Below are 12,351 nucleotides of genomic sequence, written 5' to 3'. Positions count from 1 at the left end.
TGCCCGCTACGAGTTCGTATAGCGGCTTACAAATGCCCAAATCTCCTCAGTGGCATCGATATCAGCGCTGGTGCGGCCGATGATCGGCACCGGCAAATATTGCCAGCCGCCGGGCCAAGCATGGCCGCCGTCATTGACCGTGTAGAGACGGACCTCGCCACCGCTCCCGCAGCCAGAATTCTGAGTGAGGCTGACCGTGGTCGCGTCATTGGCAACGTCGGGAAGATTGGTGACAACCGACGCTGACGCGCTGCAGTTGAGCAAGGACAGCCAGAAGTCGAACGCGTATGGCGCGGACTGCACGCCGATGCGCCCGCCGTTATAGGGAACGATGGGGTCCGCTGCGCCCGACATGAACATGATGGGGCGAGGATTCGCCGGCGAACAGGCGCGTGAAAGCCCACCGGTAATCGTTCCGGCAACCAGGGCGGTCGCTGCGATCAGATCGGAACGCTCACAGGCGAAGCGCTCGGCCATGAAGGCGCCCATCGAGAGCCCGCTTGCGTAGATTCGCGACGCATCAGCGCGAAAGTTATCCGTCAGGATCGCAATTGCATCAGCGATGAAGCCTACGTCGTCGATCCCGGTCGGATTGGCCGGATCGCCGTTCCAGGTTCCATTGAGGGCGTCGGGCAGAACAACCCAAACACCTTGGGCTGCGACCAAATCAGCAGCGTTGGTGATGTTGCCCTGGTTTTCAGCCGTGCCCCCATTGCCATGCAGCATGAGGAGGATCGGGGCATTTTCGAGCGCGGGTTCCGGGCGAATGACGACGAAGCGGCGTTCCGATCCATCGTGCGTAAACCTGATATCGAAAGCGGCCGTACCGCGGGCCAATGTCAGATTGCGACCCTGTATGCGAATCACCGTGCGCGCGAATAAAGGACTGGCGGATTGAGCAACGCCAACCAACACATTTCCTACCGGACTTGTCACCGTGCCCGAGATGTTGGCCAGCGTTCGCAGAACCGTACCGGTCGTCGTTTGAACCAGGCCGGCCTGTGGAGCGGCCGAAACTAGGAGTAGCGGAATAACGAGCGCGAGACGCAGTGCCGACTACAGTAGAGATCCTTTCATGACAGCTCCTTTGGCAGTTCACAGCGAAAACAAAAATCGGTTTAAATAAGGCCTCGAAATTTTGCCTCGTCCATTCGGATTAGTTCCCCTGCGAACCCGGAAAGCAGGCTTGTGGTAGCGCGCTCGATGCGATCGACCGCGATTGCCAGATTCATTTCGTCCGGCACCGCAGAACGCTATCGAACGGACCACGGCCACCAGATCGGGCGACCGGCTGCAGCCGGTGCACTTCGAGGGCACTGAACGACACATCTTTGCTACAGATCTTGGCCGCTTGCGGACGATTCAAAAAAAACGGCACTTGATGAAACTATTAATAATCCTGAAGTGGCCGCTTATCGGATTAGCCCGTGCACTGGCATCAACGCGCCGGCGCAGACGCCAGTAAAACGTTCTGCCCGCATGGCGTCGTCGGCAGGGCTCTGAATCGGATCGACCAGAGGCGCCGGTCGTTCCCGATCTCAGTTCAGCTTTGAACGATTGAACACCAGCGCGCCAAGGGCGGTCGCGGTCTTGTCGTCGCAGCGCGGCGTTTTTGCGAACTGCGGATAAGTCTTCAACAGGTTCTCGGTGGTCATCACATCGCGCCAGCGCGTGTGGGCCACGCACACCGCGCCGGTGGGGCTCCAGCCCGCCTCGAATCCGAACTGCGGGTCGGCCTGCGACTCCGACGACTGGATGCCGATGTGGTCGTACACATCGATATCGGTGCCATTTTTTGTGTGCGGGGTGCCGTCGCCGACGTAATCGGCGCGGACCATGTGCACGCAGGCTGCGTGGTACGGCAGCAGATCTTCGCCATGCGGGCCCTTGGCCCAGGGCTTGTAGCCGAAGCGGACGCATTTACCGACTGCACCCGATGAGCAGGTCAACGTGATCGGGGCTTCGCGGCCGGGATGGCCTTCCGGCAGCGCAATCGGAAAACCCCAGGTTTCACCGTAGAAATTGGCTTGGCAGGCGGGCTTCCATTCGCCGGCTTCGTTCTGCACCTGGAACTCGTGACGCAGGATGTCCGGGTCTTTCGGGTCCGGCACGATCGAGGCAAGCTTGATCGACGCCACTTTGCCGCCCTCGATCGCCATGTGCACGATCGCGCCCTGCATTTGCTGGCCGCTGAGCACGCGGCCGTCCGCCAGCTTGAGCACGAAGCCGGTGTGCTCGGCGGTGAGGTCGGGCGCCGTCACGGTATCCGCCGCGATCGCGCGAGGGCCGGCAACGGTCAGCATCAGGGATAAGCAGGCCAGCAGGGTTCTGAGTTTCATGGGCGTCCAGGGATAAGAAAAAGGCACCGGCCCAGCCGTCTGGACCGGTGCTGCTTCGGGCAAGGAGCATCCTGCCGGTAGGCTTACTTGGTTTCGCTGGCGACTTCCGGCAGCGTGACCGCGACGATCTGGTGATTCTGGATGCCGGTGAGGGCGGTGCCGTTGAAGGTGATGCCGTTGAGGTTCACGCCGTTGAAGGTGATGCCATTGAAGGTAATGCCGTTGAGGTTCACGCCGTTGATGCTGAGGCCGTTGCGAACCACATCGGCATGGGCCGGGGCGGCGATGGCGGAGGCGGAGAGGACGAGGGCGGCGGCGAGGGTCTTGAAGGATTTCATGGTGAGGCTCCTGAGCTGGGTTTGGGTAAGTGGCCGAAGCGCGTCGCTTCGATGGATGCCAAGTTACGCCGTACCCGTATCAGGAATAGTTCCGATCGCTGAAACATGATGTCAGCCGAATTTCGATCCGCACTCGATGCCGACGTAGCGAGGATCGATTTCCTCGTGGCAGACCGATGCGCTGGCGGTAATGGAGCCGCCTTCCGGCTCCCTCAGCAGAGCGCCGACGGCGCCGACCTCGCCCGGCGTCCGTGACTTGGTCGCTCTGCAGCCTCGGCAGTGCGGGCATCTCCGAGGTGGGCGTCGTCGCAACACGGCAGGTCGGCGGGCTGCCGTAGCTTGAACGCCACTGATGCCGGGCAGTGCGTATCCGCCTCGCCGTCTGCGACAATCGACGGAGTCCGGCTCCAGACCTGCCTTGAAACAGCGCTCCTTCCTCACCGAGCTGCAACGGCGCAACGTGCATCGCGCCGTGGTGTTCTATGCCGGCGCGGCCTGGCTGCTGATGCAGGTCATCACCCAGGGCGGGCCGGTGTTCGATCTGCCGGCGGCGACGCAGCGCTGGGCGATCACCGCGCTGCTGATCGGTTTTCCGTTCGCGATGCTGTTCTCGTGGTTCTACGAGTGGACGCCGCAGGGCATCAGGCTCGAGAGCGAGATCGAGCGGGGCGAGTCGGTGACGCGCCGGACCGGAAAGGCGATGGACCGCTGGTTCATCGCGGTGCTGTCGCTGGCCGTGGTGCGGCTCGATCCGTCCCGGGATCCGCTGCGCGAGGAGCCGGCGTTCAAGCAGCTGCTCGCCGACGACGCGGCGCCGCCGGCCGCGGCCAGCGCGCCCTGATCAGCTTCGCCTCAGAGTGCCGACAGGCGCTCGACGCCCAGCGCCGCGGCGCTCAGCCCCATATCCGCCATTTCCTGCGGCGTGCCGCGGCCGAGCAGCTGCGCGGCGGCGTAGCGCGACAGCGCCGGCGCGGTCTGGATGCCGTAGCCGCCCTGGCCGGCGAGCCAGAAAAAGCCCGGTGCATCCGGCGCAAACCCGGCGACCGGCGAGCGATCGGCGACGAAGCTGCGCAGGCCGGCCCAGCGGCTGTGCATGCGGCGGATATCGAGCGTGGTGGCGCGCTCGATGCGATCGACCGCGATCGCCAGATCCATTTCGTCCGCTACCGCGTCGCAGGGCTCGCTCGGGGTTTCGTCGCCGGGCGAAATCAGCAATCGCCCGGCGTCGGGCTTGAAGTAGAAGTCCTCGTCGATATCGAGGGTCAGCGGCCAGCGATCCATGCCGTCGTGGCGCGGCACGTCGACCAGTGCCGCGGTGCGGCGCAAAGGCTGCAGGCCGATGCGCGCAACGCCGGCCAGCGCCGCCAGCTCGTCGGCCCAGGCGCCAGCGGCGTTGACCAGCAGCGGCGCCTCGAACATGCCGGCGGCGCTGTACACGCGCCATCCGCCGTGATGTCTTTCGATCGCGGTGACGCGCGCATCGCACAGGATCCGGCCGCCGTTACGCCGCAGCATCGCCGCATAGCCCTGGTGCAGCGCGTGCACGTCGATGTCGCTGGCGCCGTGGTCCAGCAGTGCATCGGCGACGTAGTCGCGACGCAGCAGCGGCATGTGTTCGCAGGCCTGCGCCGCGCTCAGGCGGATGCCGGTGCCGAGCATGTCGCCCTGGCTGGCGAGCGCCTCCAGCTCGGCGCGCTGATCGTCGCGCGCAACGAACAGAAAGCCGCGCGGCGTCAGCAGCGCGTCGGCGGCGAAGCCGGCCGGCGGCTGCGTGAAAAAGGCGCGGCTGGCACGCGACAGCAGGCGCACGGTCGCGCCGCCGTAGCTTTCGGCGAACACCGCGGCCGAGCGGCCGGTGGTGTGATAACCGGGTTGCGATTCCTGTTCGAGCACCAGCACGCGCTGGCGCGAGCCGAGTTGGGCGGCGGCACCGACACCGGCGATGCCGGCGCCGACCACGATCACGTCGAAGGGCTGCGGAGCTTGAGTCATGCGCCATGCTAGCCAGGGCGTGGCGGCCGGGCATCTGTGCTTTTACCGGTACCGGCGGCCGATACTGGGTGCCGATCCGGCTCCCGGTGTGGTTTCAGGTGATATCACGGACTCAAATGCGGGCGCACTGCCGAAATAATCGAAGCATCGGGCTGCACTGCGCAGGCCGTCCTGCCGATGGCCTGGTGATGAAAAAATTCTGCGCGCGATGCCTTTGCATGGTGCTGGGGCTGATGCCTGGTGTGCTGATGGCGCAAGCCGCCGAGACGGCGACGGTGACGCCGGCGGCCGCTGCAAGCGACGAGGCCGAGCCCTCGCTGGCGGTGATCCCGCTCGCCGCGCAGGACGAAGCCGCCGCGCCACTCAAGCGCGCCAGCGACGATCAGCCGGTCGAACTGGAAGAAGTCGTGGTGACCACCACCAAGCGGCCGCAGGCGGCGCGCGCGATCCCGATCAGCATGGCGGTACTCGAAGGCGACAAGCTCGAAGAGCTCGGCGTGCGCAAGCTCAAGGACATTTTCGCGCTGGTGCCGGGCGTCAACATGCAGGACGAAATCGGCGGCCTGCAACGCAAGATTTCGGTACGCGGCGCCGGCCCCGACACCGGCACCAACCAGACCGTCGGCGCGGTGTTCGGCGACATCCCGATCTCCGATCCTTATGGCGCGACCACGATCGTCGATCCGAATCCCTGGGACATGAGCACGGTGGAAGTGCTGAAAGGCCCGCAGGGAACGCTGTTCGGCGCCACCTCGCTGGCCGGCCTGATCCGCTACGTGCCGAACTATCCCAAGCTCGGTACCTGGGAGGGCAAGGGCTTTTACGAATACACCTCAGTGGATCGCGGCGGCGCCGCACCGGCCTACGGCGTTGCGCTCAACGCGCCGGTCGGCGACACGATCGCGCTGCGCGCCTCCGGCATCCTGCAGAAAACCCCCGGCGTGATCGACAGCGACAATCCTTCGCGCGAGCAAAAGGACATCGACAAGGGCCGCGGCTGGAACGGCCGCGTGATGGCGCTGTGGCAGCCGCTCGAAGCATTCACCGTCAACGCCTGGTACACCAAGGAGGAGCGTCGCGCCGACGACTTCAATCTGGTCACTTACGCCGACGGCACGTACACGCGCAACGACGCGCCGACCGCCTCGCCGTACGCCAACGGCTATCAGCTCGGCACGCTCGACCTGCGTTACGCCTTCGACTGGGCGACGCTCGTATCGCTGACCGGCTATCAGAAAAAGCATAGCGAAAACGACATTGATTCCAGCTACCTGGTGCAGCCGCTTGCGCGCGCCGGCGTCAGTTTCCTGCGCGGCGATCGCCAGGTGAATACGCACGGCCTGCTGCAGGAGCTGCGCCTGGTATCGCCCAACGACGGCCGCTTCACCTGGGTCGGCGGCGTCTACTACAGCACGTTCAGCGAGAGCATCCGCTCGCGTCTGAATGTGTCGAACGATCTGATCGACCAGGCCACTGCGCTGCTGCCGGTGGAGCAGCTCGCGAGCCTGTTGCCGCTGCTGTCGTCGCTGCCGTCCCTGATCAGCGACGACGGCATCAGCGCCTCCAACAGCGGCTACGATCCCCTGAAGGCCGACGAGCAGGCGATTTACGGCGAGGCCAACTACGACTTCAGCGATCAGTGGCGGCTGACACTCGGCAGCCGCCTGTACCAGACCAAGGTCGAGGGCACGCTGATCGCCAGCGGTGCGTCCAGTGCCAACAACGGCGCCTCGCCTGGCAGCACCGAAAAAGGCTGGAGCCCGAAGATCGCGCTGACCTATCGGCCGTTCGAGGACATCATGCTGTACGGCAATGTCTCGCGCGGCTTCCAGTTCGGCGGCTTCAATCTGCCGACGGTGCCGTCGCCGGCGGTTCCGCTGACGTTCGAGTCCAGCACGCTGTGGAATTATGAAATCGGCGCGCGTACCGACTGGTTCGATCGCAAGCTGCGCGTCGACGTCACCGCGTTCTTCCTGGACTGGAAGAATCCGCAGGTCAGCCAGACCGCGCCCGATGGCCTGAGCACCTATGTCGACAACGTCGGCGGCACGCACAACATCGGCGTGGAAAGCACGCTGCGCTGGAAGACGCCGCTGCCGGGCCTGGTCATCGAGCAGAGCGGCTCGTATATCGAGGCGCGCACCACCACCGAGTTCACCGACAGCTCCGGCAACGAAATCCCCAAGGGCACGCTGTTCCCGAGTTCGCCGCTGGTACAGGCGGTGACCACGCTCAGCTACAGCCGCATGTTCGGGCCGTGGCTGACGCAGCTGTCGCTGATCAACTCGCTGCAGGGCAAGGCCTACAGCAACATCGCGCACACCGTTACCGTCGGCGACTACGATCTGCTGAATCTGGTGGTGAATCTCGGCCGCCTCGACTGGCCCGGCTCGCCGACGCTGACGCTGGCGGGCAACAACCTGACCAACGAGCAGAAGCTCGCCGCCGGTTTCGGCCCGGCGCCCGGCGCGTCCTCGCCGACGATGAGCCTGGTCGCGAACTCGTCCTACGTTTACACGCTGCCGCGCTCGGTCGCGATGCGGCTGTCGCTGGAGTTTTAGAAAGCCGCGATGATCGAAGACCGCCATATCGATGTTGGCGCACAGCGTCTGCATGCGCACATCGGCGGCGTCGATGGCGCGCTCCCGACCATCGTGCTCGAAGCCGGCGGCGGCAGCATCCTGCCGACCTGGAGTGGTGTCGAGCAGGCGCTGGCGGCGCAGACGCGCGTGCTCAGTTACGAGCGTGCCGGCATCGGCGAAAGCAGCGGGCCAGTGGACAGCGTGTCGGCGGCGGCCGTAGCCAGGCGGCTGGATACGCTGCTCGAAGCCAGCGATATTCGCGGCCCGCTGATCCTGGTCGGGCATTCGCTGGGCGGCCTGTACATGCGCTACTACGCGCAGACGCGAGCCGACCGCGTCGCCGGCCTGGTGCTGCTCGACACTACGCCGCAGGATCTGCCGTTTGCGCGCTTTTTCACGGTGAAGCCGACCCTGGTGCTGTGGCTGCTGCATGGCCTGGCGCGTGTCGGTGTGCTGCAGTGGCTGGTCAAGAGCTTGACCCCTTCAGGCAAGACCGCGGAACTGTCGGCCGAGCATCTGGCCGCGCTGAGCCGCTTCCGCCACGTCAAAACCGTGCTCGGCGAAATCGGCGCGCTGCGACAGATCCAGGCCGAAGTCACGGCGCTGCCGCCGGCACTGGCGCTGCCGACCTTGACGATCAGCGCCGGCCGCCACGACAAACGGATCAAGCCGGCGCAGGCCGAGCACTTCCGCCGCAGCCACGAGCAGCTCGCCGAGCGCGGCGCTGCGCCATTCAGTCATCATCAGCGCATGCAGGATGCCACGCACATGTCGATGCTGACCGATCCGTCGCAGGCCGCGATCGTCGCCGCGACGATCCTCGACTTCGCGCGCCAGCTCGCCCAAAAGGCGCGTGCATGAGCACGACAGAGCCGGAACGCATCTCCGCGATCGACACGCTGCTGCAGGCCAGCGCACGCGGCGACGCGCCGGGCTACATCGTCGGCATCGCGCAGCACGGCCGGCTGCTGGTTCGCCGTGCCAGCGGCCTGGCCAGCGTCGAGCAGGCGGTCGCCAACACGCCGAAGACGCGCATGCGCATCGGCTCGGTCAGCAAGCAGTTCACCGGCCTGGCGATGATGCTGCTGGTCGAGGACGGCAAGCTCGATATCGACCAGGCCGTTCGCACTTATTTGCCGGAGCTGAGCGGGCCGAACGGCGCGCCGACGCTGCGCCAGTGCCTGAATCACAGCAGCGGCCTGCGCGATGCGCTCGATGGCGCCGCCTACTTTCTGACCGAGGGCCTGTTTCCGCAGATCCCGGCGGGCCTGTCGCATCGCTGGTCCTCGCGTTTCAGCGACGCGCATTTCGCGCCGGGCGAGGCCTGGAACTACAGCAATTATGGCTATCTGTTGCTGTCGCTGGTGATCGAGAAAGTCTCGGGGCTCACGCTGGGCGACTTCATGCAGCAGCGCCTGTTCGCGCCGCTGGGCATGGTCGACAGCCAGCTGTTCCCGGACGACATGGAACTGCTGCAGGGCCTGGCGAACTCGCATATCCGCATGCCCGACGGCCGCTACCGGCGCGGCATCTATCCGAGCGCCGAACTGCTCGGTGCCGGCGGCATCGTCTCCACCGTCGACGACATGCTGCGCTGGGCAGCGAACCTGCGCGAACCCAAACTCGGCAGCGCGGCGAGCTGGGCCGAGATGCTGCGGCCGCCGCGCTTCAACAACGGCAGCGAACACAACTACGGCTTCGGCATCAAATGCCAGCTGCATCGCGGCGTCGAGCTGCGCTGGCACGACGGCTCGACTTTCGGCTCCAAGAGCGCGCTGCTGAGTTACCCGCAGCAGGGCCTGGACATCGTGGTGATGGCGAACCGCTCGGACGCCGAGCCCGGCGCCATCGGCATCAGGATCGCCGAGACCTTGCTGGCCGACGTGCTGGCCCCGGCCAAGCTCAACGTGGACGCCGCCGGCCGCGAAGCGCTGATCGGCCATTGGTACTCGCGCGAATCGCGCCGCGTCTTCAGCATCAGCCCGCATCAGGGCAAGCTGATGTTCGCGATCAATGCGTCGCCGGAAGGCCTGTTGCGCGTCGAGGACGACGGCGCGATCGGCAACGATTCCAGCGCCGGGCCGCTGCGTCTGCTCAGCGCGGTCGAGGATACGGCCACGCAGATCGACGTGCAGCTGTGCGGCCAGCGCGAGACCTATGCGCGTCTGCCGGAGACGGCACCGCCGCTCGACGAACTCGCGGCGCAACTGGTCGGCCACTATTACCTGCAGGATTTCGCGACGCCGGTGCGCATCGTCTTCGAGCGTGGCGAGCTGCATATCGACCTGGACTCGCGTTATCAGCCTTGCCGCATCCGGCTGACGCCGGTGTCCGACGAGGTGCTGCTGTGCTCGCTGAGGTTCTTCGGCGCGCCTCTGCAGGGAACGCTGAGCCTGCAGCGCCGCGACGGCGCAGTCAGCGGTTTCTACTTCAGCCTGCAGCGCAGCTGGAATCTGTACTTCGCCCGCAGCGAGGCGCGATGAAAATCTTCGTCGCGACGCTGGCGACCGAGACCAATACCGCCGCGGTGGTGCCGACCGGCCGCGTCGACTTCGAGGCCTACGGCGTCTATCGCACCGACGCCAGCCTGCACGCGCCCGACGGCGTCGGCGTGCTGCACGCCGAAATCAAGCGGCTGGCGACAGCGGACGGGCACGGCGTCGTCGAGAGCCTCGCCGCCGTCGCGCAACCTTCGGGCCTGACCTTGCGCGCGCTGTACGAGGAATATCGCGACGGCATTCTCGACGATCTGCGCGCGGCGCTACCGGTGGACGCGGTGCTGCTGAACCTGCACGGCGCGATGGTCGCGCAGGGCTATGACGACTGCGAAGGCGATCTGATCGAGCGCGTGCGCGCTATCGTCGGGCCGCAGGTGGCGATCGGCGCCGAGCTGGATCTGCATTGCCATTACAGCGCACGCATGCACCGGCACGCCGACATCATCATCGCGTACAAGGAATATCCGCACACCGACAGCATCGAGCGCCTGCGCGAGCTGTATGCGCTGCTGGTGCAACAGGCGGCCGGCAAGATCCGGCCGACCAGCGCGGTGGTGGATTGCAAGATGATCGGCATCTGGCATACCACGCGCGAGCCGATGATGTCCTTCGTCGAGCGCATGCGGTCGCTGGAAGGCCGCGATGGCGTACTGTCGGTGTCGCTGGGCCACGGCTTCCCCTGGGGTGATGTCGCCGACTGCGGCGCCAAGCTGTGGGTGATCACCGACGGCGATCTGCCGAAAGCCGAAGCGCTGGCGCAGCAGCTGGCTCGCGAGTTCCGCGAACTGCGTGCACAGACTTACGATCCGCCACTGTCGATCGCCGACGCACTGGCGCAGGCCAGTGCCGCCGCGCAAGGCCCGGTGGTGCTCGCCGATGTCGGCGACAACGCCGGCGGCGGCGCGATGAGCGACAGCACGTTCCTGCTGCGCGCGATGCTCGATGCCGGCATCGGCAACGCGGCGATCGGCATGTTCTGGGATCTCGGTGCGGTGGCCTTGTGCCAGAGCGCCGGCGTCGGCGCCGAACTGATGCTGCGCATCGGCGGCAAATGCGGGCCGATGTCCGGCGATCCGGTCGATGTCAACGTCACCGTGCGCGCGATCGTCGAAGGCCACGGCCAAAGCGGCCTCGGCTCGTACCGCCCGCTCGGCACCGGCGTGTGGCTGCGCAGCGAAGGCGGCATCGACATCGTGCTGAACACCTCGCGCGCGCAGGTGCTGTCGCGCGAATGCTTTGAGAACCTCGGCATCACGCTGATCGACAAGCAGATCATCGTCGTCAAATCGACCCAGCACTTTCATGCCGAGTTCGCACCGATCGCCAGCCAGGTGCTGTACGTCGGCACGCCCGGCTCGACCTCGCAGGCCTTCGCCGAAATGAGCTTCAGCAAGCGCGACAATGATTTCTGGCCGCGCGTCGAGAATCCGTGGTAACGCGAAGCCAGCTGTAGGAGCGGACCCTGTCCGCGACTGTGAACTCGCAGGTCGCGGACAGGGTCCGCTCCTACAACGCGAAAACGAACAAACGCGGAGCCTCCATAAAATCACCGAACCTGTAGGAGCGGGCTCGCCCGCGACTGTGCTCTTCCAGCGCCGGGTCGCGGGCAAGCCCGCTCCTACACGTGCAGCGCCACCAATCCCGAGACTCACGCGCCAGCCACCGCCCCACACTCGCCACACAGTCCTCATCCGCGCAACGATCAGCTACGACTACGCCGTGATCGGCGCCGGCATCCGATTCGACCTCGCAGGCCTTCGCTCAGATGAGCTTCAGCAAACGCGACGCCAGCTGTAGGAGCGGACCCTGTCCGCGACTGTGAGCTTGCAGGGTCGCGGACAGGGTCCGCTCCTACACTCCGAAATCGGGCCGACGCGGAGCCTCCATAAAATCACCGAACCTGTAGGAGCGGGTTTGCCCGCGACTGTGCTCTTCCAGCGCCGGATCGCGGGCAAGCCCGCTCCTACCGGTGCAGCGCCACCAATCCCGGTACTTCCTCGGATACCCACGCGCCAGCCACCGCCACACCATCCTTCTCCGCGCAACGATCCGCATGCCCGCCCTCCTGGCCGCGCGTCGAGAATCCGTGGTAACGCGACGCCAGCTGTAGGAGCGGACCCTGTCCGCGACTGTGAACTCGCAGGGTCGCGGACAGGGTCCGCTCCTACAACGCGAAAACGAACAAATGCGGAGCCTCCTCAAAACGCTGCACCTGTAGGAGCGGGCTTGCCCGCGACTGTGCTCTTCCAGCGCCGGGTCGCGGGCAAGCCCGCTCCTACACGTGCAGCGCCACCAATCCCGGTACTTCCTCGAATACCCACACGCCAGCCGCCGCCCCACCATCCTTCTCCGCGCAACGATCCGCATGCCCGCCCTCCTGGCCGCGCGTCGAGAATCCGTGGTGACGCGACGCCAGCTGTAGGAGCGGACCCTGTCCGCGACTGTGAACTCGCAGGGTCGCGGACAGGGTCCGCTCCTACAACGCGAAAACGAACAAATGCGGAGCCTCCTCAAAACGCCGAACCTGTAGGAGCGGGCTTGCCCGCGACTGTGCTCTTCCAGCGCCGGATCGCGGGCAAGCCCGCTCCTACCCGTGCAGCGC

9 protein-coding genes are annotated in these 12,351 nt (G+C 65.9%); 5 read left to right on the top strand and 4 right to left on the bottom strand.

The genetic code is table 11. The features are described from left to right. Positions 1-6 precede the first annotated feature (6 nt). From ACQZF9_RS20100 to ACQZF9_RS20090, 3 genes are all read right to left on the bottom strand, one after another. Entirely contained in the window at positions 7-915 is a 909-nt protein-coding gene (locus ACQZF9_RS20100; protein WP_428310747.1) for an alpha/beta hydrolase family esterase, read from the bottom strand. Between the two features lie 623 nt (positions 916-1,538). Further along, positions 1,539-2,339 carry an ADYC domain-containing protein gene (locus ACQZF9_RS20095; RefSeq protein ID WP_428310746.1) on the bottom strand — a complete coding sequence of 267 codons (801 nt, stop codon included), beginning with the start codon at positions 2,337-2,339 and terminating at the stop codon, positions 1,539-1,541. A gap of 83 nt (positions 2,340-2,422) precedes the next feature. Then, a complete protein-coding gene (locus ACQZF9_RS20090) occupies positions 2,423-2,677 on the bottom strand; it encodes a hypothetical protein (protein ID WP_428310745.1) in 255 nt (84 codons plus the stop codon). A 418-nt stretch (positions 2,678-3,095) separates the two neighbouring features. Between ACQZF9_RS20090 and ACQZF9_RS20085 the strand changes: the two genes are divergently transcribed. After that, positions 3,096-3,518, top strand: a complete 423-nt coding sequence (locus ACQZF9_RS20085; RefSeq protein ID WP_428310744.1) for a hypothetical protein — start codon at positions 3,096-3,098, stop codon at positions 3,516-3,518. Positions 3,519-3,529: 11 nt separating this feature from the next. Here the strand turns inward: ACQZF9_RS20085 and ACQZF9_RS20080 are convergent, their stop codons facing one another. After that, positions 3,530-4,669, bottom strand: a complete 1,140-nt coding sequence (locus ACQZF9_RS20080; RefSeq protein WP_428310743.1) for an NAD(P)/FAD-dependent oxidoreductase — start codon at positions 4,667-4,669, stop codon at positions 3,530-3,532. A gap of 188 nt (positions 4,670-4,857) precedes the next feature. Between ACQZF9_RS20080 and ACQZF9_RS20075 the strand changes: the two genes are divergently transcribed. The 4 genes from ACQZF9_RS20075 to ACQZF9_RS20060 are packed head-to-tail and all read left to right on the top strand — an operon-like array spanning position 4,858 to position 11,185. Then, positions 4,858-7,230, top strand: coding sequence for a TonB-dependent receptor (locus ACQZF9_RS20075; protein WP_428310742.1), 2,373 nt, complete (start codon positions 4,858-4,860; stop codon positions 7,228-7,230). Between the two features lie 9 nt (positions 7,231-7,239). Further along, complete coding sequence (locus tag ACQZF9_RS20070; RefSeq protein WP_428310741.1) at positions 7,240-8,112, top strand: alpha/beta fold hydrolase; 873 nt, start codon at positions 7,240-7,242, stop codon at positions 8,110-8,112. Beyond that, positions 8,109-9,734 (top strand): serine hydrolase domain-containing protein, encoded by a 1,626-nt coding sequence (locus ACQZF9_RS20065; RefSeq protein WP_428310740.1) that lies wholly within the window; start codon positions 8,109-8,111, stop codon positions 9,732-9,734. Before ACQZF9_RS20070 ends, ACQZF9_RS20065 begins: the two co-directional genes overlap by 4 nt. Next, positions 9,731-11,185 (top strand): M81 family metallopeptidase, encoded by a 1,455-nt coding sequence (locus tag ACQZF9_RS20060; protein ID WP_428310739.1) that lies wholly within the window; start codon positions 9,731-9,733, stop codon positions 11,183-11,185. The genes ACQZF9_RS20065 and ACQZF9_RS20060 overlap by 4 nt, the downstream gene beginning before the upstream one ends. Positions 11,186-12,351: the final 1,166 nt, after the last annotated feature.

The organism is Hydrocarboniphaga sp. (assembly GCF_965279055.1).
GTDB lineage: Bacteria > Pseudomonadota > Gammaproteobacteria > Nevskiales > Nevskiaceae > Hydrocarboniphaga.
This window is presented reverse-complemented; position numbering and strand designations above follow the sequence as displayed.